Consider the following 25,772-nt stretch of genomic DNA (forward strand, 5'->3'; position numbering starts at 1 on the left):
CCTACTCAACTGTGCGGAGGTGGGACGACGAAATCGAATTCTAACGAATTACCGATTTCTGTCCCACTCTCTATTTTCACTTTGCATTTTACGGACTTTGTATCTTATTCTTTCTCAAACAATTGATAGTAATCTGCAATAGTCATTTGGGCTTTTTCTTCTTGATTGAGGTCTTGGACGATGTGTCCGTCTTTCATGACAATCAAGCGATTTCCATATTTCAAAGCATCTTCCATATGGTGAGTGATCATAAGAGCTGTGAGGGCATCTTGTTTCACAAACTCATCCGTCAAGGTCATGAGCGCCTGACTGGTTTTGGGATCCAAGGCAGCAGTGTGTTCGTCTAGAAGCAAGAGTTCTGGACGTTTCAGTGTCGCCATCAACAGACTCAAGGCTTGTCGTTGCCCCCCTGATAGAAACTCAACGGCTGTATCGATATGATTTTCCAAGCCATTGCCGATCTTAGCAAGGACTGTTTGAAACTCTTCTTTATAGCTGGCCAAGTGACGCGGAATCAAGCCACGTTTTTCTCCGCGAAACTTCGCTACCAAGAGGTTTTCTGCTACTGTCATGCGAGGTGCCGTTCCCATTTTAGGATCTTGAAAGACCCGCGATAGGTACTTGGCTCTCTTTTCAGGAGAATAGTTGGTTACATCTTCCCCCAAAATATAAATCTTCCCACTGCTCACCGGAAGCGTCCCAGCAATGGTATTAAATAGGGTTGATTTTCCAGCTCCATTGCCCCCCAAAATCGTGATAAAATCATGCTCTCGAATTTCCAAGGAAACATCATCCAGAATGACTTTTTCTTCGTTCATCCCATTGCTCACGGCTTTGGTTACATTTTTTAATTCTACAATTGCTGTCATTTACTGAGTTTCGCTCCTTTCATGATTTTTCCCTTAAAGGTTGGAATCATCAGGCAGATAGCCAAGATCAAGGCACTGAAGATTCGAATATAGCTGGTATTGATGCCAAGCGCGATCACGGCCCAAATCAAAAATTGGTAGGCGATTGAACCAATCGCAATACTGAGCAAGCGCTCTGTCAAGGTGACATTTGAAAAGAGCACCTCTCCAATAATGAGGCTGGCAAGTCCAATAACGATGACACCAATCCCACGTGAAGCATCCGCATAGCCTTCTTGCTGGGCCATCAGTGCTCCAGAAAGAGCAATAATCCCATTTGAAATGACCAAGCCCATCAATTCCATCCGGTCGGTGTTGATCCCAAAACTTCTAGCCATATCTGGATTGTCCCCTGTCGCAATATAGGCCTGACCCAAGCGTGTATCCAAGAAGAAGATCAAACCAAGGATCACAAGCGTCACGAAAATCAAGCCAATCAGGATCTCATTGAACCCACTGGCAAAAGGAAGAAATTCCTGAATTTTTTTATAGCCCAGAAGTCCCAGATTGGCCCGCTGCATAACAAAGAGAATGACCGAGTTACAAGACGTCATCACGAGGATCCCTGACAAGAGTGTCGGGATTCTTCCTTTTGTGTAGAGAAGACCCGTCGCAAGTCCCGCCAAGCACCCTGCTCCAATAGCAGCCAGCGTCGCAAGGAGTGGATTGACCCCTTTGGTAATCAAGGTCACCGCCACCGCTCCTCCAAGCGGGAAGGAGCCTTCTGTCGTCATATCTGGAAAATCTAGAATTCGGAACGTCATAAAGATTCCTAACCCTAAAATGGCCCAAATCAAACCTTGTGAAACAATTGAATTAATCATAGTTTCTCCCTTCGATAATAGTAGTTTAATTGTAACATAAATATGGAGGAGAACCTATAGGAAATTGTTATCAATTCCCTTTTCATGCTTCATAAAAAAACCAAAAGGTTGTACCTTCTGGTTTTTAATCGTGATATTTTTTTAAAGGATTAAAAGAACATCTTAATCTTCTTTTTTCTTTCGAGCAAGACCAAAGCCTGTTGCGATCACACCAAGCAATCCAAGGCTGGTAAGAGCGGTTGCTGATTCCCTTTAGTAATAAGGTTTGTGCAAATATTTCTCCTCCAGTTGCTTTTATCACTAATTTGTACCTTTTTTTAAATGCGAGGAAATTTTGTGTCAAACGTTTTCCGTTTGTTCATTTTTCTGAATCAAAAACCCTTATTTAGTACGGTTTTCTAATAATTTCATGAAAGTTTACATGCCGGCTTTCGTTCTTAAATTGACACTATCTAGTGAAATGTCGTATACTTATTGGCATCGATAGAACAATTTACTTTAAACTGTTCAACGAACTATACAAACAGTATGTGGGAGAAAAAAATGAATCAACAAAAAAATAGTGTCTCTGAAAAAGGGCACGGCTATTTTCGCAAGCGCAACAAGGCATTGGTCTCTATGATTACCCTTTTTGGAGCCTTGATGTTAAGCTCTGTTGCCATGGCTGACGAGGTCAACACCAATCCGACTTCTGAGATTTCAGCAACCGCTCAATCAGTAGCAACCAATACCAATACTCCTCCTACTACTAGTGAGGAAGTTGCTACGACGGAAGCAACTTCTTCTTCATCGGAATCAACACCAACTGTAACTGCCACTCAACCGGTCAGTGCAACTCCAGCAACTACTTATAATACTCCAAAAATCACCAACGACGTCACCTTTGATAAAGCGACTTATAAAAGTGGGGAAGACGTCCGCATCTCTATCAACAACCCTGAAGTGGTTTCATCTGATGTCACTGTCTCTCATTTAGATCAGGTCATTTATGAAAAGAAAAACGTTGAAGGCGGCGAACTGACAATTCCAAGTACGGTCTTTTCACCTAATGCTGGATTTATCGTTGATGTCCTTGGTAAGAAAGCAGATGGCTCCCAAGCATTTCATAAGGCAGCGGGTCTTGCTGTTGAAGATGACTGGACGATCTACCCACGTTATGGCGTGGTTGCCGGCTCAAAAGACAATCACAACTCCATCACCAATGATCAGGTAGACGGCTACAAGAATAGTATTGACCAATTGGCCAATATGCATATCAACAACTACTTCTTCTACGACGTTTACAATACACCTGCCAACCCATTCCCGGCAAATGTTGAACGTTTCACTCAAGATTGGGCGACTTTCTTGATTCCAAATAGCGAAACAGATCCTGACAAACGCAAGTCCTACTTACCTGTCATCGATACAGAAGCAGTCAAAGAGCTGGTGGATCATGTCCATACGACTGGTGCCAAAGCCATGCTCTATAACATGATTTATGCGGTTTCCCTCGAAGAAGGGGTTCCAAATGAAGTGAAAAGTGCCATTGTTCGCAATCTACAAGACCATTTCAACTTTGGTAAAAAGGGGGATGTCACAGCGACCGATATCCAACAATTTCTTGATCCAGGCGATCCAAATTGGCAAAAATTTATCATTGAAGTCATGACCAAAGCCATGAAAGAAGGCGGCTTTGATGGATGGCAAGGGGATACCATGGGCTCTAACTGGGTGGAAAAAGTCAGTGAACCTGGAAAAGGCTTCTCTTTGAGCGAACACTATCCAGAACTAGCCACAGCTGCGACAGAGGCCCTCAAAAAAGAAGGCTATGACTTCATGATCAACGATATCTCTACTGGAGATGCTGATCGACTAGGAAAAACCAATGTCTCTGCACCTTATGCGGAAGTTTGGGGCGATAGCATTGCCTATGACTCTACCTACCAAGCCTTGACGCGCCTTACCGAACGGATGCGTGATTTATACAAGGGGAAATCTCCTATCATCGCAGCCTATACCCATCGTGGTAAAAATGCATCAGCCCTCAGCAAAGACAACGAATTGCTGACAGATGCCATCATCGCAGCGAGCGGTGGTTACCATATGACGACTGCAGCCCTCAATACTTCTCAAGATGCTAAAGGTTTTGGGGTGATCCAAGCAGAATGGTATCTCAATCAAAACCTACCAGTCAATGCCGACTTTGCCAATGCAGAATTCAACTACCAAGAATTCATCGTTGCTTATCAAGAACTTCTCCGTGGGCGCGACACCTTGGCGCATGATACTCGTCGGATTGTAGACAATACAAATGTACTGGTCAACGGCAACTTCATCGGATCCAACCTGGATAATGCTGATGGAGTTCAACCTGGAACTGTTTATACCATTACAAAAGAAACCAAGACGGGTGATCGAATTGCTCACTTGATCAATTTGGTCGGCATTACCGAAAATAAATGGAACAGCGCTGTGAATACAACCGAAAAATTGACCAATATTCAAGCTTTTGTTCCACTCGGAAAAATCACAAAAGATCAGGCTGAACACGCCAGCATTTACTGGGCAACACCTGATGCTGTTGAAGGAAAATACAACATCAACCTTCGGGAAACAAGAGCAAATGTTTATTATGACGGAGGGGCTGGCCAATGGATGGCTGCTATCGATGTTCCTAGTCTAGATGTATGGGATATGCTCTATGTCAAACTCAATGAAGCCGCTCATGTTCTTTATCAAGATAAAAACGGAGTTGAGCTCGAACGTTCCAGTGACTTGGTTGGTCATACAGGTGAAAAGATCAACTACTCTACAAAAGAAACCATTGCCAACTATTTGAAGAAAGGCTATGAACTAGTAGAGAATGGCTTCGATGCAGACGGACAACCAAACTTTGACCGCGACGCTACCAACACCAATGAAGATGGCGTTCAAGAGTTTATTGTCCGCTTGGCACCAAAAATTGTAGAATTTTCTGCAACACAGCCCATCCAAGCCGGTCAAGTTGTTCCAGGAGACAGCGAAGGTCGTGTCTATTCAACTCCTCTAGCTCCAGCTGGTCAAACAACGGCTGATCTGGATCATTTATCTGAAACAGTGACCCGTACGGTGACCTATGTAACAGAGGACCAGGATGGATCTAACCGCCAGCCTGCAGGAATAGCTGATCAAACTGACAGCCTTCATTTCACTCGCAAAGGTACCATCAATTTGGTGACAGGCAAGACAAGTCTTGAAGACTGGACAGCGCAAGACGGCATAAGCTTTGTAGCTCTTGAAAATCCCGTCAAAAAAGACTATGTTGTCGTAGCAGAAGAATCAACTGATGCCATCACTTCTGATCTGACAAAAGCAGGAGAACATACTGGCATTCATGCTGATGCAGCAGACATCACAGATACGGTCATCTATCGCCCAGTCGGGGCTTATAAGATCAGCTATGCTACTGGTAAAGAACCAGCCCATGCTCAAAAAGAGATCCCTTATCTAAATGATCCCACAAATCCAACCACCATCGCGTCTCCTACTGCTATCCTTCCTTACGTGGAGGGATTAGAGCCAAAAGATGCTCGTGGACAAGTCTTAAACCTTGTGGATCCTATTGACGAAACCAAAGGCTATCTTCTTCCAAGCCCTGAGTCTCCAACAGTTGATACTGCTATTTCCTACACTATCACCAAAGGATCGGTCAGAGTACGATTCCTCACTGAGGGAGGCGATACTGATCTGCAAGAGGCGCAAAACCTCGCTACAGAGGCAGATTTCGGCACCAAGTACACCAGTGAGGCCCCAACAGAAATCACAAAAGATGGTCGTATCTACCATCTAGTTGGACACCGTGCTGATTCTGCTGATCCAAGTGGCACAGTCACTAAGGGAATGAAAACCGTCATCTATGATTACAAGTTAGCTACGGGAACGGTCATCGCGCGATTTGTCATCCAAGATACTAACACTGAATTGCAACCAGAGCTTGCTGTTGCAACAAATGTGGACAATGGAACCCATTACGTCGCTAGCGCACCAGATGAAATCTCCTACGACGGCCACATCTATGAACGGATCGGTGCAGCTGAACAAACTGGGAACGTAGAAGTGGGAACAACCATCTTGATCTTTGCCTACAAGGTCAAAGAAATCCCTACTCCACAACCATCCCCAGAAACAGAAAAAGAAGAAACAGTTAGCCCTCTTCCTTCCGTGACAAAAGCAAACACGACTGATGCTCATGAAGAAAAGGGATCAACACTTCTCTCTAACAAAGAAGAGGAGAAACCTCTTGAAACAACAAGCCAAAAAGAGGAACTCCCTGAAGTTGTTCCTAACACCCCTCAAGAAGGGACTCATCTACCTGCAACAGGTGAAGAAACCTCTCAGCTAGCCCTACTTGGACTTGGCCTCTTAGCAGGTTTGTCCAGTCTTATCCCTTACAAAAAGAAACAAGAGTAGATCCCAAACACAAAGAAACTTCCTATGGAATTCTGTTCCAAGGAAGTTTTTTTATATTTATACAACTCATTCAGAGTCTAGATCCCTTTTATGAGGGTGACTGACGACAATAAGGGTGTGAAGTACTACCACTCCAAACCCTACTGTATTCCAATTCAAAGTGGATTCATTCCCCTTGTTGCCGGCAGTTTGAAAGATCAAATTGCTTTACTAGTATACTGTTTTCTCTACTTCAAGTCAATGGAATTTTACTGAAACTAGTAACCGAATGAAATGAATATATAGAATTTTACTGAAACTTTTTCATCACATTTATGCATGTTTTTCTAAGTTTCCAATACCAAACAAAGAGGCCTTGCTCTTTCGAGCAAAGCCTCTTCCTGTTGGATCTAAAATTGTCACCTCATCAACAAGTTTGCTGATGTCACCTCAATTTTAGTCTTCGCGTTTTTTGCGTTTTGCAAGTCCCGCAAGGCCAACCATACCAAGTGCAGCACCTAACAATGCAGCAGATGCTGATTGTTCTTCACCAGTTTCAGGAAGTGCTGGAGCTGGAGGAGTTGTAGGTGTTGGTGGCGTTGGTGGTGTTGGCGGTGTTGTTGGTGGTGTTGGTGGTGTATTCGGTGGTGTTGTCGGCGGTGTATTCGGTGGTGTTGTTGGTGGTGTATTTGGCGGTGTTGTTGGTGGTGTATTTGGCGGTGTTGTTGGCGGAATAACAGTGTTGTTAAACTCTGTATCTTCTGGCAACTGAGTAATAGCCGTCAATACTTTACCGTCTTTGTTAATCATAATACCCACAGTGGCAACCATCTTATCGTATTCGATGCTAGAATCTGTGCCACGGATTTCTTCTACATGGTAGAGATGAGTTCCTTCTTCACCACGTTTGAATTCAAGATTTGAGAAGGTGATCTTACCAGCCGCATCATTGGTTACGGTTTCGATCACATTTCCTTTTTCGTCCTTAAGAACGAAGCTGAATTCACCAGCCTTCAATGCACGACCTTCCAATTTCTTAGTGAATTGGAATTGAACCTTAACTGGAATGTTGACTACACGTTTTTCAGTTGGTTTTTCTGGTTTTTCTACAGTCTTCTTAGTTGGATCGTATTGGTGTACGATTTGTGAAGCTGTATTTTCAATGTCCACACCATCTTGAGCAGATTGTTTAATTTCTGCAGGAATTTCAAACTTGTAGTAACGTCCAAAGGCCAACTTAGTTGTGTCGATAACTTGTGTATTTTCTGCGTCTCCAAGTGACTTAGTCAAGTCTGCTTTAGATGTTGCAGTAATCACACCGTTTTCAACCTTGATATCAAACTTAGCTGTTACATCTTCTCCTGTTACAGAGTCGTATGCCTTAATATCAGCTCCGTTGACAGTCAAGTTTGCACTGTCATATTTATCTGTCACACCAACAGATTGAATATTGTGTGCTTCAGTGAATTTAGTTGTATCCAACCATACTTGGTAGTATACTTTATCACCTTTCTTGAGTGTCTTCGTATTGATATTTTGAGCTTCGTTGTTATCAGTCTTATCAACGTAAGGATTTGCATTTGTGTCCGCAACCTTATCCTTCAACTCTTTATCATCGTCGAGAAGTTTCACACCTGTAAGATCGAATTTAGATTCGTTCAAGATGTATTTCTCTGGGTTGAATTCTGGAGTTTCAGGTGGGCGAACAGTGTTATTGAATTCTTTGTCTGATGGATCCGTTACCTTAGTAAGGAGAGCTTTCGCTGTTCCATCATGAGAAACTTTAACTGTCACAACTGCTTTCATCGTGTCATAAGTAACGGTTGTATCAGTTCCTTTGACTTCTTCTACAGTGTAGTTGTAAGTTCCTTCTTGACCTTTCTTGAATTCAAGAGCTGAGAACTTAACGTTACCAGATGCATCGTTCTTCACAGTTTCAAGAGTCTTACCATCTTTATCCTTAAGAACGAAGCTGAATTCGTTAGCTTTAAGCTCACGGCCTTCCAAACGTTTCGTGAAGTTGAATTCTACTGAAACAGGGATGTTCACAACACGTTTTTCAGTTGGTTTGTTTGGTTTCTTCACTGTCTTGCTTGTTGGATCGTATTGGTGAACGATTTGAGCTGCAGTGTTTTCAATATCCGCACCACCCTTAACAGTATCTTTCACTGTTGCTGGGATGTCGAACTTGTAGTAACGTCCAAACGCAAACTTAGTTGTGTCGATCACTGGAGTATTTTCTGCGTCTCCAAGTGACTTAGTCAAGTCCGCTTTAGAAGTTGCAGAGATCACACCGTTTTCAACCTTGATATCAAATTTAGCAGTCACATCTTCGCCTGTTACAGAGTCGTAAGCTTTGATGTTTGCAACATTGATGTCAAGCTTGTCTTCTTCGTAGTCATCAGTAACACCAACAGATTGGATGTTGTGCGCTTCAGTGAACTTAGTTGTATCCAACCATACTTGGTAAACAACCTTATCGCCACGTTTCACAGTCTTAGTATTGATGTTTGCTGCTTCATTATTGTCAGCCTTATCAGCGTAAGGATTTGCGTTTGTTTCCGCAACCTTGTCTGCCAATTCTTTATCATCATCAAGAAGTGATTTACCAGTAAGGTCGAATTTCTCAGCGTTCAAGATGTATTTCTCTGGGTTGAACTCTGGAGTTTCTGGAGGAGTCACCTTGTTGTTAAATTCTTTGTCCGCAATGTCGCCAACTTTCGCGATCAGAACTTTAGCTTTTCCGTCGTGTGAAACTGTGACTGTTACATTCGCTTTCATAGTGTCGTATGTAACGGTTGCGTCAGATCCTTTAACTTCTTCTACTGTGTAGTTGTGTACGCCTTCTTGACCTTTCTTGAACTCAAGTTTAGAGAACTTAACGTTACCATCTTTATCGTTCTTCACAGTTTCAACTTCTTTACCAGTTGAATCTTTAAGAACGAAGCTGAATTCGTTGGCTTTAAGCTCACGGCCTTCCATACGTTTAGTAAAGTTGAATTCTACTTCAACTGGCACGCTGTTGACACGTTTTTCAGTTGGTTTTTCAGGTTTTTCAACTTTCTTAGTCGTTGGGTTGTAGTAGTTGACTACTTGAGCCGCAGTGTTTTCGATGTCAACTCCACCTGCAACGTCGGCTTTCACTGTAGCTGGGATATCAAACTTGTAGTAACGTCCGAATTCGAATTTAGTTGTGTCAATCACTTGTGTGTTTTCTGCATCGCCAAGTGACTTAGTGAAGCCATCTTTAAGGGTTGCAGTAATCACACCGTTGTTCACAGTAATATCGAATTTAGCTGTTACATCCGCACCAGTCTTACCGTCATAAGCTTTGATTGCTGAACCATCAACATCAACTTTAGCCTCATCGTAGTCATCTGAGATTCCTACTGATTGGATATGGTCTTTGTTGTTTGCATCAAATTTAGTTGTATCCAACCATACTTGGTAAACAAGTTTTTGACCTGGTTTAACTGATTTAGTATTGATATTCGCTTTTTCGTTATTAGATGCATCGTCCGCATATGGGTTTGCATTGGTATCTGCGTACTTGTCTGCCAACTCTTTATCATCATCTAATAATGAAGTTCCAGTCAAATCAAATTCTTTTTCGTTTAGAACATATTTTTCTGGATTGAATTCTGGAGTTTCAGGAGGTGTTACACGGTTGTTAAATTCTTTATCCGCAATTTTGCCTACAGTCGCTACGAGAATCTTAGCTGTTCCGTCGTGTGAAACTGTGACTGTTACATTCGCTTTCATAGTGTCGTATGTAACGGTTGCGTCAGATCCTTTAACTTCTTCTACTGTGTAGTTGTGTACGCCTTCTTGACCTTTCTTGAATTCAAGAGCTGAGAACTTAACGTTACCAGATGCATCGTTCTTCACAGTTTCAAGAGTCTTACCTTCTGAATCTTTAAGAACGAAGCTGAATTCGTTAGCTTTAAGCTCACGGCCTTCCAAGCGTTTCGTGAAGTTGAATTCCACTTCAACTGGAACGTTGTTGACACGTTTTTCAGTTGGTTTGCTTGGTTTTTCAACTTTCTTAGTTGTTGGGTTGTAGTAGTTTACTACTTGAGCCGCAGTGTTTTCGATGTCTACACCACCAGGTACATCAGCTTTCACTGTTGTTGGGATGTCGAACTTGTAGTAACGTCCGAATTCGAATTTAGTTGTGTCGATCACTTGTGTGTTTTCTGCGTCGCCAAGTGACTTAGTGAAGCCATCTTTAAGGGTTGCAGTGATCACACCGTTGTTCACAGTAATATCGAATTTATCTGTTACTTCTGCGCCTGTTACTGAGTCGTAAGCTTTGATCTTAGTAGAATCAAGTTCCAACTTCGCTTCATCGTAGTCATCTGAGATTCCTACTGATTGGATGTTGTCCTTGTTGTTTGCGTCAAATTTAGTTGTATCCAACCATACTTGATAAACCAACTTATCGCCACGTTTCACAGTCTTGGTGTTCAAGTTTTCTTTTTCGTTGTTTGATGCATCGTCCGCATATGGGTCCGCATTGGTATCTGCGTACTTGTCTGCCAACTCTTTATCATCATCAACGAGCTTGTCGCCTGTGATATCGTATTTCTCTTTAGAAACAACGTATTTCTCTGGTTGGAACTTAGGTTCTTCTGGAGGTGTTACACGGTTGTTAAATTCTTTATCCGCAATTTCGCCAACAGTCGCGATCAGAACTTTAGCTGTTCCATCGTGTTTCACTGTGACTGTCACATTCGCTTTCATAGTGTCGTATGTAACGGTTGCGTCAGATCCTTTAACTTCTTCTACTGTGTAATTGTGTACGCCTTCTTGGCCTTTCTTGAATTCAAGAGCTGAGAACTTGACGTTACCAGCCGCATCATTGCTTACAGTTTCAAGAGTCTTACCTTCTGAATCTTTAAGAACGAAGCTGAATTCGTTAGCTTTAAGCTCACGACCTTCCAAACGTTTTGTGAAGTTGAATTCCACTTCAACTGGAACGTTGTTAACACGTTTTTCAGTTGGTTTTTCAGGTTTTTCAACTTTCTTAGTCGTTGGGTTGTAGTAGTTAACTACTTGAGTCGCAGTATTTTCAATATCCGCACCGCCAGGAACATCTGCGTTCACAGTTGCTGGAATATCAAATTTATAGTAGCGTCCAAACTCGAACTTAGTAGTGTCAATGATTTGAGTGTTTTCAGCGTCGCCAAGTGACTTAGTGAAGCCATCTTTGAGGTTAGCTGTGATTACACCGTTAGCGATTGAGATGTCAAACTTAGATGTAACATCCGCACCTGATACTGAATCGTATGCCTTGATGTCTGAAGCATTCACAGTCAACTTAGTTTCATCGAAGTCATCTGTGATACCAACTGTTTGGATGTTATCCTTGTTAGCTGCATCAAATTGAGTCGTGTCAAGCCATACTTGGTAATAAAGTTTTTGGCCACGTTTCACAGTCTTGGTGTTCAAGTTTTCTGCTTCGTTGTTTGATGCATCGTCCGCATATGGGTTAGCGTTTGTATCCGCAACCTTGTTAGCCAATTCTTTGTCATCATCAACGAGTTTCGTACCTGTTACATCAAATTTCGCTTCAGAAACAACATATTTTTCAGGATTGAACTTAGGTTCTTCTGGAGGAGTCACACGGTTGTTAAATTCTTTATCCGCAATGTCGCCTACAGTCGCGATAAGAACTTTAGCAGTACCATCGTGTTTCACTGTGACTGTTACATTCGCTTTCATTGTGTCGTATGTAACGGTTGCGTCGCTTCCTTTAACTTCTTCTACAGTGTAGTTGTGAACACCTTCGTCACCCTTCTTGAATGACATAGCTGAGAACTTAACGTTACCAGATGCATCATTGCTTACAGTTTCAAGAGTCTTACCTTTTGAATCTTTAAGTACGAAGCTGAATTCGTTAGCTTTAAGTTCACGGCCTTCCAAGCGTTTAGTGAAGTTGAATTCTACTTCAACTGGAACGTTGTTTACACGTTTTTCAGTTGGTTTGCTTGGTTTTTCAACCTTCTTAGTTGTTGGGTTGTAGTAGTTTACAACTTGAGCCGCAGTATTTTCAATATCCACACCACCAGGTACATCAGCTTTCACTGTTGTTGGGATGTCAAACTTGTAGTAACGGCCGAATTCGAATTTAGTTGTGTCGATCACTTGTGTGTTTTCTGCGTCGCCAAGTGACTTAGTGAAGCCATCTTTAAGGGTTGCAGTAATCACACCGTTGTTCACAGCGATATCGAATTTATCTGTTACTTCTGCGCCTGTTACTGAATCGTAAGCTTTGATCTTAGTAGAATCAAGATCCAACTTAGTTTCATCGTAGTCATCTGAGATTCCTACTGATTGGATGTTGTCCTTGTTAGATGCGTCGAATTTAGTTGTATCCAACCATACTTGGTAAACCAACTTGTCGCCACGTTTCACAGTCTTGGTATTCAAGTTTTGTTTTTCGTTGTTTGATGCATCGTCCGCATATGGGTTCGCATTTGTATCTGCGTACTTGTCTGCCAACTCTTTATCATCATCAACGAGCTTGTCACCTGTGATATCGAATTTCTCTTCAGAAACAACGTATTTCTCTGGTTGGAACTTAGGTTCTTCTGGAGGACGAACAGTATTGTTGAACTCTTTATCAGCAGGATCTGTCACGTTTGTGATCAAGGCTTTCGCTGTACCATCATGACGAACTTCAACTGTAACGACAGCTTTCATTGTATCGTATGTAACGGTTGCGTCTGAGCCTTTAACTTCTTCTACTGTGTACTTGTAGGTACCTTCTTGACCCTTCTGGTATTTAAGGGCAGTGACAGTTTTACCAGCTTTATTGGTGTACTCTACTGGAGCAAACTTGATCTTACCAGCTTTGTCGTTGGTTGCAGTTGCGATCACAACATTGTCGCTGTCTTTCAACTCGAATGTAAATTCGCCAGCTTTAAGGTCGCGACCTTCCAATTTCTTAGTGAAGTTGAATTCAACTGAGATTGGAACACTGTTTACACGTTTTTCAGTTGGTTTGTTTGGTTTTTCAACAGTCTTACTTACTGGATTGTAGTAGTTAACAACTTGAGCTGCTTTGTTTTCAATATCGGCACCAGCTACAACATCGTCTTTCACTGTTGCTGGGATATCAAATTTATAGTAGCGTCCAAATTCAAACTTAGTAGTGTCAATGATTTGAGTGTTTTCAGCGTCGCCAAGTGACTTAGTGAAGCCATCCTTAAGGTTAGCTGTCAGAACACCATTGTTATCAGAGATATCGAATTTAGTCGTAACATCTGCACCAGTAACTGAATCGTAAACCTTGATATCTGAAGCATTAACAGTCAATTTATCCTTGTCGTAGTTATCTGTGATTCCTACTGTTTGGATGTTGTCTTTGTTGTTTGCGTCAAACTTAGTTGTATCCAACCATACTTGGTAGTAAAGTTTTTGACCACGTTCAACAGTCTTGGTATTCAAGTTTTCATCTTCGTTGTTGGCAGTTGTATCGACATATGGGTTTGTATTTGTTTCACCATATTTATCTGTCAATTCAGAATCGTCATCAACGAGCTTCGTACCTGTGATATCGAATTTCGCTTTAGAAACAACGTATTTCTCTGGTTGGAACTTAGGTTCAGTTGGTGGAGTGACACGGTTGTTGAACTCTTTATCGGCAGGATCTGTCACGTTTGTGATCAAGGCTTTCGCAGTACCATCATGACTTACTTTAACAGTTACCACTGCAGCCATTTCATCATAAGTGACAGTTGAATCTGTACCTTTCACCTCTGTTACAGTGTAAGTGTACGTACCTTCTTGACCCTTCTGGTATTTAAGGGCAGTGACAGTTTTACCAGCTTTGTTTGTGTAGTCAACTGGAGTGAACTTGAAGTTACCGTCTGCGTCGTTGGTTGCCGTTGCGATCACAACATTGTCGCTATCTTTCAACTCGAATGTGAATTCGCCAGCTTTAAGGTCGCGACCTTCCAATTTCTTAGTGAAGTTAAATTCTACTGAGATTGGAACATTGTTGACACGTTTTTCAGTTGGTTTTTCAGGTTTTTCAACTTTCTTAGTCGTTGGGTTGTAGTAGTTTACAACTTGAGCCGCAGTATTTTCGATATCCGCACCAGCTACCACATCGTCTTTCACTGTTGTTGGGATGTCGAACTTGTAGTAACGTCCAAATGCGAATTTAGTTGTGTCGATGACTTGTGTGTTTTCTGCATCGCCAAGTGACTTCGTGAAGCCAGCTTTCAAGTTAGCAGTGATCACACCGTTGTTGACAGCGATATCGAATTTATCTGTTACTTCTGCGCCTGTTACAGAGTCATAGGCTTTGATGTCAGCTTTATTAAGATTTAATTTAGCTTCATCATAGTTATCTGAGATACCAACTGTTTGGATGTTGTCCTTGTTAGCTGCATCAAATTTAGTTGTATCCAACCATACTTGGTAAACCAATTTAGAACCACGTTCAACAGTCTTGGTATTCAAGTTTTCTGCTTCGTTGTTGGATGCATCGTCCGCATATGGGTTCGCATTTGTATCTGCGTACTTGTCTGCCAACTCTCTATCATCGTCAACAAGCTTGTCACCAGTGATATCGTATTTCTCTTTAGAAACAACGTATTTCTCTGGTTGGAACTTAGGCTCTTCTGGAGGTGTTACACGGTTGTTAAATTCTTTATCAGCTGCATCTGTTACGTTGGCAACGATTGCCTTAGCTGTACCGTCGTGTGAAACAACCACTTTAACAGTAGCAACCATTGTGTCGTATTTGACAGTTGCATCTGTACCAGGAGTTTCTTCTACTGTGTAGTTGTAAGTCTTACCAAGATCATCACGACCGAATTCAAGAGTCTTGAAGACAATCTTACCAGCAGCGTCATTCTTCACGCGTTCAACTTCAACGCCGTCTTTCTTCAATACGAATTCGAATTCGTTCTTTTGAAGTTCACGACCTTCCAAACGTTTCGTGAAGTTCATTTCCACTGGAACTGGAACACTGTTGACACGTTTTTGTGTTGGTTTTTCAGGTTTTTCAACTGTCTTGCTTACTGGGTTGTAAACGTGAACTGTTTGGTTGGCTGTATTTTCAATATCCGCACCAGCTTTAACAGATTCTTTCACAGTTGCTGGAATATCAAATTTATAGTAACGTCCAAACTCGAACTTAGTGGTGTCGATAACAGGAGCGTTTACTTTATCTTTGATAAATGCTTCCTTAGAAGTTGCAGTGATGGTGCCGTTTTCAACTTTGATGTCGAATTTATTGGTTACTTCTGCACCAGTTACTGAATCGTATGCTTTGATGTCAGCTGCATTAACGTCCAATTTTTCTGCATCGTATGTATCAGATACACCAACGTATTGGATGTTGTTCGCTTCAGTAAATTTCGTAGTATCAAGCCATACTTGGTAAACCAATTTAGAACCACGTTTAACTGTCTTGGTATTCAAGTTTTCTGGTTCGTTGTTAGTTGTCTTATCTACATATGGATCCGCATTTGTTTCAGTGTACTCATTTGTCAACTCATCGTCGTCATCCATCAACTTGTTACCAGTGATGTCATATTTCTCTTTAGAAACGACAAATTTTTCTGGTTGGAATTCTGGAGTTTCTGGAGGAGTAACTTTGTTGTTGAATTCTTTATCAGCAGTACCATCAGTAGCCTTACCGTTGGCATCTTTACCACCAGTTGATGTCACGTTTGTAACAGTTGTCAATGAGTGACCGTTCTTGGCAACTTCAACAGTAACAGTCGCCTTCATTTGGTCGTAAGTCATTCCGAATTCTTTGTTTTCAGGAATCACTTCTTCTACTGTATACGTATGAGTACCAACTTTCGTATTGTCGAATGACAATTCTGAGAAGGTTACGTTACCAGCAGCATCATTTTTCACTGTTTCAACTTCGTGACCAGCAGCATCTTTCAATACGAAGCTGAATTCACCGGCTTTCAATTCACGGCCAGCCAACTTCTTAGTGAAGTCAAATTTCGTTACAACTGGAGAAACCACATAGTTGTTAAACTCAGTGTCTTCAGGCATTGTAACAGTTGCGCTCAAGAGACCTGTAGCTGCATTTTTAGTAACTTTAACTTTCACTTCTGCGTTCATAGTATCGTAATCGATGTTTGTATCGTTACCAGCTTTTTCACGCACAGTGTAAGTGTGTTCACCTACAGCGTTGTATTCAATCGCATCAAATGTAATAGATCCATCAGCTTTGTTTTTCTTAGTTTGGATCACATTGCCATTTTCAAGCAATTCGAATGTAAAGGCATCTGCTTCAAGTGCTTTCCCTTCAAGACGTTTAGTGAACTTGAATTGAGCTTGTGTAGCAGCAGGTGTGAAGGTATTGTTGAACTCTGTATCTGTTGGAAGAGTTGCAACTGCAGTAAGCGCATGACCTGACTTAGTAACAGTAACTGTTACGTTCGCTTTCATTGGGTCATAAGTCATACCTGCTTCAGAACCTTGAACTTCTTCTACAGTGTACTTGTGGTCACCAACTTGAGCATTTGTGAATGTCAATGCGTCAAATTTAACTTTACCGTTGGCATCATTTTGTTTTGTTTGAATGACTTTACCATCTTTGTCTTTCAATACAAAGCTAAATTCACCAGCTTTCAAGTCACGACCTGCAAGAGCTTTGCTGAAGTCGAATTGAGCAGTCACAGGAGCCACAACGTGGTTGTTGAATGTCTTGTCATCCTTACCAGTTGCTTCACCACCTGTTGAAGTCATTTCAGTCTTGGCACTCAAAAGACCTGTTGCAGCATCTTTTGTAACAGTTACTTTCACGCCGATTGTCATTTCATCGTAGTCTACATCGGCATTGTTGCCTTTCACTTCTTTAACAGTGTAGTTGTAGACACCTTCTTTATCAAATGACAATTCGCTAAAGTTAATCTTACCGTTAGCTTTGTTGGTTACAGTTTCATTAACATTGTTATCACCAGTCAAGGTAAAGCTGAAATCACCAGCATTCAAAGTACCGTTTGAAAGTGATTTATCAAAGTCAAGGTTAACTTTCACAGCACCTGGAGTGAAGGTATTGTTGAACTCTGTGTCTGATGGAAGAGTGTTTGTTGCTTTAAGAACGTGACCTTCCTTAGTAACTGTAATCGTTACTTCAGCCTTCATTGTATCGTAAGTCATACCAGCTTCTTTATTTTCTGGAATAACTTCTTCTACAGTGTATTTGTGCGTACCAACTTGAGTATTGTCAAAGGTCAAGTCATCAAAGGCTACAACACCTTCTTTAGTGTTTGTCTTTGTTTGAAGAGTCTTACCAGTTGAATCTTTCAATACAAAGTTGAATTCACCAGCTTTCAACTCACGACCTGCGAGAGCCTTGCTGAAGTCAAATTTAGTTTTAACTGGAGCTACAACGTAGTTGTTGAAGACTTTATCATCAGCGCTTGAAGCAAATCCACCAGTACCACTGTATTTAACTGAAGCTTCTAAATCACCCGCAGCATTTTTCGTAACCTTTACAGTCATGGTTACTTCCATGGCATCGTAGTCGACATCCTTGTCAGAACCTTTTAATTCAGTGATAGTGTAGGTATAAGTACCTTCTTCTTTGAATGATAATTCTGGGAAGGATGCTTTACCATCTTTATTTGTGACTTCTTGTTCATATGAAGGAAGTGATTTATTTTTGCTCACTTCTTTAATCTTGAAGTTAAATTCACCATCAACTAGCACACGACCTTCCAGTTGTTTTTCAACCTCAGGTTTTACCTTGATAGTTTCTGTCTTGTCATAGTAGTAGATTGGTTGACTGTATGGTGTCAAGGAGTTGAGCAAGTCAACGTTGGTACCGATACCTCCTACTCCACGTTCCAATTGTGAATTTGGTGAAAGGTGACCGATATTGTCTCCCAAGAAAGGAACAAAGACTGTCTTATACGGTGTATATCCAGCAGCTTTTTGGAAGTCGAATGGAACTTCTTTACCATTTGGATAGTTCGTTTGTGCTCCTGTTTTTGGATCAGTTACTGTATGAGCAATCGTTGTGAGGGGAGATTTTTTAACAACTAGTTCTTTAGTATTTGCTTCGCCCGGCTTAATTGGTGCTGTTTCTGCTAGCAACATATAGCCGTCTGTACTCAAGGTGCCATCTGAACGTTTGCTTTGTTGTTTTGGATCTAGAAGATAAACACGAACCACTACAGATCCATCTTCACCTACAATTTCTTTGATACGCTTAATTCCTGCACGCTCAGCATCCATGAATTTGGTACCAACGGTGTAAGGACGGCTTACATAACCAGAAGTTGTATCTGGATCAGCTGTTTGATATAGGGTATAAGCTGTTTCTCTAGTAATTTTATCCGTGATTTTTTCAGTCTTTGTAAATTGACGTTCTCCAGAAGCTGTGAAGTTTTGACCTTCCATCGCTTTCAGAGTATATTTGGCTAACTCAGTTTCACTTCCATTTTCTTTATAGTCCTGAGCTGTAACAGACTTACCAGTTGCTTTATAGGTAGGGTTTGCCTTGTCAACAAGTTTATAGTAAGTAGTCTTTTCAACATTGGTAGGAATCTTAAAGTTTGTATCCGTAACTTGACGACCATTGTAGGCAGGTTCAACCACATTGATAATATCGTTTGAGTTACGTGCTGCATAAACAGCATCAAAACGAGCTTGTTCAGCTGGAGTCAGGTTATGACCAGCAGCTACTAAAGCTTGAATCTCTGATCCAACTTCAAATCCCATTTGAATGAATGGTTGGTCTGTCTTACCAGGTCCTTGACCAGCACCTGCTTGGTAATCCACTTGTAATGTCAACTCTTTATTAGATTTCTGACCTGTTGTAGTGAATTTTTGAATACCACTAGTTGCAGTAATTGTGTGTGTTTCAACAATATTACCAGTATTCTTATCAATCAATTCAACTGTGGTATCTGTTGAAGCATCAAAGCTTTTATAGGCACGTGCATAGTAGTTTGTGTTGTAACGCTCATTGTATTTTGTAAGATTCCAGATACCATAAGTATAGACGTCACCTTCTTTAGCTTGGTAACCAGCTGGAATTGTTTGAGAATGTACAGAGGCACCGTTAGGGTCTGTCATTTCAGGGTTAGCTTCAACATTATCAGCTATTTTCGTTGTAACATCAACCGGTGTCACATTGTGGTCTATCAAAGCACGTTTACCGCGACGACGGCTACTTACTGCTAAAGCTCCTGCATTTGTACGTTCGTCATTAGCATTTGCTACAGCCGCAGCAGCATCTGTACTTGCTGCTTTTTCTGCTTGCGCAGTTGTTTCTGTGCCAGTGATTGGAGCTGCTGAACTTACAGTAGCTGAAAAAGTAGTTGTTCCTGCTGGTGTAGTTGCTTCTTCTCTTGCAGCTGGTGCTTCTGAGTTTTCACTTGTTGCAGCACGAGTTGCAGTAGGTTGAGCTGCGGTAGCCGCTGTTGTAGAAGCTGGTTTAGAGCTGGTTTCTGCCTTTTTCGCTGTTGGTAGAGCGATTTCTGGCAATGAACCAACGTTTAGTGGTTTTGAAGCTTCTTCAGTTTTTTTAGTTTCAGCTGGCGCTACCTGTTTTTCTGTAGCAGCTGGTGTTGCAGCTGCCTCAGTTTTTTCAGTCGCTGAAGCTGGTGTTTCTGAAGTTGCAGCAGCAGTTCCAGAAAGGTCAATTTTTGGAATTGATGCCCCTTCCCCGTATGCCTTAGAAGCAGCTGGTGCTTCTGCTTGACTTGACTCAGTTGCAGCAGGTTGTGTTGCTTCTGAAGCTGCTGTTCCCGCAGATTCAGAGGCTGCTTTTGCTTCATCCGCTGACGCAGATTGAGCTCCTGCAGCAAAGAGTGCCGTTCCTAAAAGAACTGAACAAACCCCAACGCTATATTTTCGCAATGAAAAGCGTTGACGCTTATTAAATACATCCTTCATTTATAGGATCTCCTTTTTCATATTTCATGATTCCATGATACAAATAAAATTGTAACATCCTTGACATCTACAGTCAATCTGTTGAAATTAATTTGTAATATTCTTGTTAAAATGTCATATTATACCACATATTTTTTAATATTTTGTGCTAAATTGTCACATTTTTTCCTATCCGGTTCACTTTTTTTACACCAAAAAAGAATACAGGAAAACAAAGATCGTTCTTTCTTCCTATACTCTTCTATATAATTATTTCACTTCTGAGATCAATCCGGTGTCCACATCATACACAGCTCCCGAAATGACCACATCCTCTGGAATCAAAGGAGAAGCCTTTAAAAGCTCCATATCCTCGCGGACACTCTCCTCAATATCTTGAAAAGGAAGGAAATCGCGATCTCCTACATCCACACCCAGTTCTTTCTTGAGATGCTGACGGAAACCTTCGTTTTCAAAGGTCTGTGCGCCACAGTCTGTATGGTGCAAGACCACAATTTCACGGGTTCCCATTTGCTGCTGGGAAATGACCAAGGAGCGAATCATATCATCGGTCACGCGCCCTCCAGCATTCCGCAAAATATGGGCATCTCCAAGAGCCAGACCTAGTGCAGGCGCCACGTGAAGCCGGGAATCCATACAGGTCACAATGGCTACTTGTGTTTTTGGCTTAATCGGAAGACGGAGGTCTCCATGTAGCGCCACATAAGCTTGGTTAGCTGTTAAAAAATTATCAAAATAAGACATGGTCTCTCCTTCATTCCTTTGAAATTCAAATTATCTATTATTTTACCACATCTCACTATTTCTGTCAGAAAGGATCTCCCGTCATCTGTCACATCTGAAAAAAGAGAGTGGGACAGAAATCGGTAATTCGTTAGAATTCGATTTCGTCGTCCCACCTCCGCACAGTTGAGCAGGGCTGTAAAAGCTGATGAAATCAGCGTAGTAGAGCCCACTCAACCACTGCGTCTTGCTCGATAATCCAAAAACAATTGAGAGGCTAGGACTTTTGTCCCAGCCTCTTTTCTTCTATTAAAATACTTTCTTCAAGACTTCAGCTAGTGTACTCACACCGACCACTTGGATACCTGATGGTGTCGTGATCCCCGTCAGAGAATTTTTAGGCACATAAATCTTGGTGAAACCGAGCTTAGCAGCTTCATTGATCCGTTGTTCGATCCGATTGACTCTGCGGACTTCTCCGGTCAAGCCCAACTCTCCAACGAAACACTCTTGCGGGTTGGTTGGCTTGTCCTTGTAGCTGGAAGCAATGGCTACGGCTACGGCTAGGTCGATAGCTGGCTCATCCAACTTGACACCACCTGCAGACTTGAGGTAGGCATCCTGATTTTGAAGGAGCAAACCCGCTCGTTTTTCTAGCACTGCCATGATGAGACTAGCTCGATTAAAATCAAGCCCCGTTGTCGTCCGCTTGGCATTTCCAAACATGGTCGGTGTCACCAAGGCCTGCACTTCAGCAAGAATTGGACGTGTCCCTTCCATGGTCACTACGATGGACGAACCAGTCGCACCGTCTAAACGCTCTTCTAGGAAAACTTGACTCGGATTAAGAACTTCGACCAGCCCACCTGATTGCATCTCGAAGATCCCAATCTCATTGGTGGAGCCAAAGCGGTTCTTGACTGCTCTCAGAATTCGGAAGGTATGGTGGCGTTCGCCCTCAAAGTAGAGGACCGTATCCACCATATGTTCCAGCATCCGAGGACCTGCCAAGGTTCCTTCCTTTGTTACGTGCCCGACGATGAAGATGGCGATGTTATTGGTTTTGGCCAACTGCATGAGCTCTGCCGTCACTTCCCGCACCTGAGAAACCGATCCCTGGACCCCTGAAATCTCAGGAGACATAATGGTCTGGATCGAGTCGATGATAAGAAAGTCAGGTTGGATCCGCTCAACCTCTGCTCGCACGCTCTGCATATTGGTCTCAGCATAGAGATAAAACTCACTGTCGATATCCCCCAAGCGCTCTGCCCGTAACTTGATCTGCTGGGCCGACTCCTCTCCACTGACATAGAGAACCGTTCCCACTTGAGACAGTTGGGTTGATACTTGAAGGAGCAGGGTTGATTTCCCAATCCCTGGATCACCACCGATGAGGACCAGACTTCCTGGTACCACACCCCCACCGAGTACACGGTTGAATTCCTCCATCTCAGTCTTGGTTCGATTGACATTAATAGAAGTTACTTCAGCCAATTTCATAGGCTTGGTTTTCTCACCTGTCAAGGACACACGCGCATTCTTGACCTCTGCAACTTCGACTTCCTCCACAAAAGAAGACCAAGAACCACAGTTAGGACAGCGCCCTAGGTATTTGGGTGAATTGTAGGCACAATTTTGACAAATAAAAGTCGTTTTTTTCTTAGCGATGATAAACCTCTTTCTAAATCTCTATCTCACACTCAATCACTTGGCAAAAATCAATCTTCTCATTTGGCACAAACTGGCGCATGAGCATTCCGTGAGTTACAATGATAATAGTTTTATAATTTTTATATTTTTCCAAAGCTCTTAAAAAACGATGACGCATCTCTAGATTAGTTTCATAGCGATAAGGAGAATCTTCAGATAAACCTCCTTGATGTTTTAGATAATATTCATGAGCTACCAATACACTAGTTAAATCAGAGTTAGTACCATCTAAGTCTGGACGCCACTCATGAAAAAACGGCTCCACAAACAAGTCCAATCCTGTTTCAACTGCTATATAATGTGCTGTTTCTAAAGCCCTCGTCACAGACGATGAAATAATAATCTCTGCCTTTCCAAAACATGCAGTTTTAGCAACTTCTTTTGCCAGACTGCGACCTTTTCCTGTCAATGGTGCTAAATCACGACCAAAACCACTATAGAGTTGCGGATTTTCAATTTTATCAAGCATACTATAATCTGGCTCCCCGTGACGGACAAAGATAATCTTCATATTAAGATCCCCATAAAACTATCCAATCTTGATTCCGCAATCTTGCCACTGCTTCAGTGTTTTAGAGAATTTCTTCTGGTTGGCAACTCCGACAGCAGACAAATCGACAGAAACCTGATAATTCTCCTTGACAGCTGCCAAAACGGAAGCCTTGACACAGCCATTGCCATCCACCCCTATAAACTCTATGCTTTTAGCACCGTTTCCCTCTAAAAAATCTTTTAAATCTGGATTAGTAAAGCAAGAAGCCCGACGCTTCTCAAAAATACGAGAAGATACAACCAGCAAGCCGGTCGTAAATTTCTTCTTTCTATCTTTTCTCTCCCAGAAAAAACGATTGAGAATATAGATAACTCGTTCGCTAGGATAGGTAGCAATTTTGTCATTTACAGCTGCAGTCAGTTCTTCATGATATGCTTTTCCTACAGCAACATAATCTGACTGCATGTCTACAACTAATAAATAGTCTGCCATTTTATTCCTCTATTTCCCTGTCGAACCAAATCCACCAGTACGCACGCCGTCTGCTTCATCTCCATCGGCAATCAAGAATGGTGCAAAGACAGCCTGAACCACACGTTCACCAACTTCAAGAACAACTTCCTGGTCGGTAATATTTTTCATCTGAGCAAAGATATGGCCTTCATTTCCTGGATTGCCATAGTAGTCTCCATCAATGACCCCCACAGAGTTGATCAAGACCAGGCCTTTTTTGCGAGGGTTGGACGAGCGATCGTAAAGATAAAGCACTTCACCCGCTTGCATATAGGCCTTGACCCCAGTTGGCACGAGGACGATTTCCCCTGGAGCAATCACCGTGCGCTCTGCCACCTTTAAGTCGTAACCAGCCGCGTGGGCCGTTTCCCGTTTTGGCAGTAAGTCCTGATTGGTATAGCTTGATACAAGCTCAAATCCGCGAATTTTTGTCATCATAATTCCTCTTTTATCTAAATAGTTTCCATCTCTTCTATTATACCATCACTTTGCCCTAGCGTCTCCCCTATACTACTATTCGTATTTTTTGAGTAAAAACCTCCTTTTTCACCTTCATTATTTGTAAATTATATGATACTTTCATGGTTGTTTTCTAAAAGAAAGTGAAAGTTAATGAAACAGCTTAAAAACACCTAATTTCACCGATTTTAGCTTGAAGCCAATTATTATTTTTGCTATAATTCCCTGTGTAGGGAATAATTTTAAAAGTAAAATATTTTACCCTATAAAATTATTTAATGGAGGTCGTGTCTCAGCACTCAATTCTAATTACCAACAGATAGGATTTGAAAGGTCCATATCGTTAAAAGTAATCAGGTATTGATGATTAGGCACTAATTTTTTTATGAAAAGGGAAGATAAGATGAAGAATAGGAATATCAAAATTTTCTCATTTGTCCTTTGTTTAGTGGCCATGCTTTTCGCTTTAGGTCTGAATCGCACTTCAGCAGAAACTCCTGGAGTGACAGTAAGCGGAAAATGGGTCGATACAATTTCAAACATACAAGTTTCCAATAATGAAGGCGGCAACCTTGATTGGGAATTAGGACAATGGGCAACGTTCCGTATTAATGCAACATATGATTTAGCAGGTAAAAATGTTAAAGCAGGTGACCAAACTACAGTTACCGTACCAGATGCATTAATTATCACATCCGATAGTTTTGAAATTCGCGATATTAACACAAATGAAATTATCGCTCATGCTACTGTTGATGCTGAAAATAAAAAATTAACATTAACGTATACAGACTATGTTGAAAAACATTCCGATACAAATGGATCGTTCTTCTTCTATGCCCGTATCGACTTCAAAAAGCACCCTCAACAAGGAGAAATTCCGGTTGAAGTGACGGTTAACAACAAAACAATTATTGCAGGTAAAGTTACCTTTAAAGGGGTTGGTGATGGTGATCCAAACCTTTTAAAGAAAACAAGTTGGGTTCACAAAGATGACCCTAAGACTATTTCCTATACCATTTCTGTGAACCAACTAAAGCAAAATATTAAAGAGGTTACAGTAGAAGACACATTGCAATTTACCAATGCTTCTTATGTTAAAGATAGTTTTCGTGTGACAAAAGGTGAGATGTCTTATGTCGATGGTGGATGGCAATTTAATAATACTAAGGATGTAACCAATGAACATCCTGTAACTGTTGGTGAAAATGGTCAATCATTTGTTGTGAATCTTGGAGATATTAGTGAGACGGATCAATACCGTATTACGTATGATGTTCATTTAAATTACTCACCAGTCGATGGGGAAATCTTAAATAACCAGGCTACTTTAAAAGGTAAGAACATCGATACTAAAGAAGCAGTAAATAAAGCTGCCGTTCAAATTGCTGGTGGTTCTGGTGTTGGTTATGTCTTTACCATTCATATTCACAAAGTAGATGATGCTAACCAACCACTTGCTGGAGCTAAATTCAAAGTGGTACGTCAGGCCAACAACCAAGTAATCGGGGAATATGTAACAGATGATAAAGGTAACATTACAGTCAATGGTCTTTTAAAAGATAAATACATCTTAACTGAGTTACAAGCACCTGAAGGTTATACCATTACTACTGCTGATACCCCAGTTAATGCTGAAGACTTTAGTGGAACTGATAAATCAGTGACGAAGACAATCGTCAATCCAAAAGCAAAACCTAAAGCAACTCAAGCTACCATCGAATTAGATAAAACTCTTACAGGACGTGATCTAACAGATGGTGAATTTAGCTTTGAATTGTACGAGGGTGCTAACAAGCTTCAAACTGTTACAAACAAAAACGGAAAAGTAACATTTGCACCAAT

General features: G+C 41.5%; 10 protein-coding genes and 1 pseudogene. 2 read left to right on the forward strand and 9 right to left on the reverse strand.

Annotation, left to right across the window (positions count from 1 at the left end):
• Window positions 1–104: 104 nt before the first annotated feature.
• The 3 genes and pseudogenes from NFR56_RS08805 to NFR56_RS09895 form a co-directional block, all read right to left on the reverse strand.
• Entirely contained in the window at window positions 105–869 is a 765-nt protein-coding gene (locus NFR56_RS08805) for an ABC transporter ATP-binding protein (RefSeq protein ID WP_031575699.1), read from the reverse strand.
• A complete protein-coding gene (locus NFR56_RS08810; protein ID WP_134974395.1) occupies window positions 866–1,732 on the reverse strand; it encodes an ABC transporter permease in 867 nt (288 codons plus the stop codon). Before NFR56_RS08810 ends, NFR56_RS08805 begins: the two co-directional genes overlap by 4 nt.
• Window positions 1,733–1,894: 162 nt before the next feature.
• A pseudogene (locus NFR56_RS09895) lies at window positions 1,895–1,969 on the reverse strand (LPXTG cell wall anchor domain-containing protein); the annotation flags it as partial.
• 306 nt (window positions 1,970–2,275) lie between these two features.
• On the opposite strand from NFR56_RS09895, the gene NFR56_RS08815 reads away from it, so the two are divergent.
• On the forward strand, window positions 2,276–6,163 hold the full coding sequence (locus NFR56_RS08815; RefSeq protein WP_251458617.1) for a glycoside hydrolase family 66 protein: 3,888 nt from the start codon (window positions 2,276–2,278) through the stop codon (window positions 6,161–6,163).
• Window positions 6,164–6,598: 435 nt separating this feature from the next.
• On the opposite strand, the gene NFR56_RS08820 is transcribed toward NFR56_RS08815, so the two are convergent.
• The 6 genes from NFR56_RS08820 to NFR56_RS08845 all read right to left on the reverse strand — a co-directional run bounded on the left by NFR56_RS08820 (window position 6,599) and on the right by NFR56_RS08845 (window position 23,903).
• A complete protein-coding gene (locus NFR56_RS08820) occupies window positions 6,599–20,029 on the reverse strand; it encodes an SspB-related isopeptide-forming adhesin (protein WP_251458630.1) in 13,431 nt (4,476 codons plus the stop codon).
• A gap of 249 nt (window positions 20,030–20,278) precedes the next feature.
• Complete coding sequence (locus NFR56_RS08825) at window positions 20,279–20,773, reverse strand: beta-class carbonic anhydrase (protein ID WP_003008959.1); 495 nt, start codon at window positions 20,771–20,773, stop codon at window positions 20,279–20,281.
• Between the two features lie 288 nt (window positions 20,774–21,061).
• Complete coding sequence (radA, locus tag NFR56_RS08830; RefSeq protein WP_420910735.1) at window positions 21,062–22,420, reverse strand: DNA repair protein RadA; 1,359 nt, start codon at window positions 22,418–22,420, stop codon at window positions 21,062–21,064.
• A gap of 13 nt (window positions 22,421–22,433) precedes the next feature.
• Window positions 22,434–22,973: a histidine phosphatase family protein gene (locus tag NFR56_RS08835; protein ID WP_251458633.1), complete on the reverse strand. Its 540-nt coding sequence runs from the start codon at window positions 22,971–22,973 to the stop codon at window positions 22,434–22,436.
• 18 nt (window positions 22,974–22,991) lie between these two features.
• A complete protein-coding gene (locus NFR56_RS08840) occupies window positions 22,992–23,447 on the reverse strand; it encodes an isochorismatase family protein (RefSeq protein WP_049491772.1) in 456 nt (151 codons plus the stop codon).
• Window positions 23,448–23,456: 9 nt separating this feature from the next.
• Window positions 23,457–23,903, reverse strand: coding sequence for a dUTP diphosphatase (locus NFR56_RS08845; protein WP_023919767.1), 447 nt, complete (start codon window positions 23,901–23,903; stop codon window positions 23,457–23,459).
• Between the two features lie 427 nt (window positions 23,904–24,330).
• On the opposite strand from NFR56_RS08845, the gene NFR56_RS08850 reads away from it, so the two are divergent.
• On the forward strand, window positions 24,331–25,772 hold a 1,442-nt coding region (locus NFR56_RS08850), incomplete at its 3' end, for an Ig-like domain-containing protein (RefSeq protein WP_241672482.1).

Source organism: Streptococcus caecimuris, assembly GCF_943193075.1.
GTDB classification, from domain to species: Bacteria; Bacillota; Bacilli; order Lactobacillales; family Streptococcaceae; genus Streptococcus; species Streptococcus caecimuris.

What these genes read in the sequence shown, in the direction of transcription:
- NFR56_RS08820 (WP_251458630.1), bottom strand. Translation starts at nt 20,029, where the DNA reads ATGAAGGATGTATTTAATAAGCGTCAACGCTTTTCATTGCGAAAATAT.
- NFR56_RS08815 (WP_251458617.1), top strand. Translation starts at nt 2,276, where the DNA reads ATGAATCAACAAAAAAATAGTGTCTCTGAAAAAGGGCACGGCTATTTT.
- NFR56_RS08805 (WP_031575699.1), bottom strand. Translation starts at nt 869, where the DNA reads ATGACAGCAATTGTAGAATTAAAAAATGTAACCAAAGCCGTGAGCAAT.
- NFR56_RS08835 (WP_251458633.1), bottom strand. Translation starts at nt 22,973, where the DNA reads ATGAAGATTATCTTTGTCCGTCACGGGGAGCCAGATTATAGTATGCTT.
- NFR56_RS08840 (WP_049491772.1), bottom strand. Translation starts at nt 23,447, where the DNA reads ATGGCAGACTATTTATTAGTTGTAGACATGCAGTCAGATTATGTTGCT.
- NFR56_RS08825 (WP_003008959.1), bottom strand. Translation starts at nt 20,773, where the DNA reads ATGTCTTATTTTGATAATTTTTTAACAGCTAACCAAGCTTATGTGGCG.
- NFR56_RS08810 (WP_134974395.1), bottom strand. Translation starts at nt 1,732, where the DNA reads ATGATTAATTCAATTGTTTCACAAGGTTTGATTTGGGCCATTTTAGGG.
- NFR56_RS08845 (WP_023919767.1), bottom strand. Translation starts at nt 23,903, where the DNA reads ATGACAAAAATTCGCGGATTTGAGCTTGTATCAAGCTATACCAATCAG.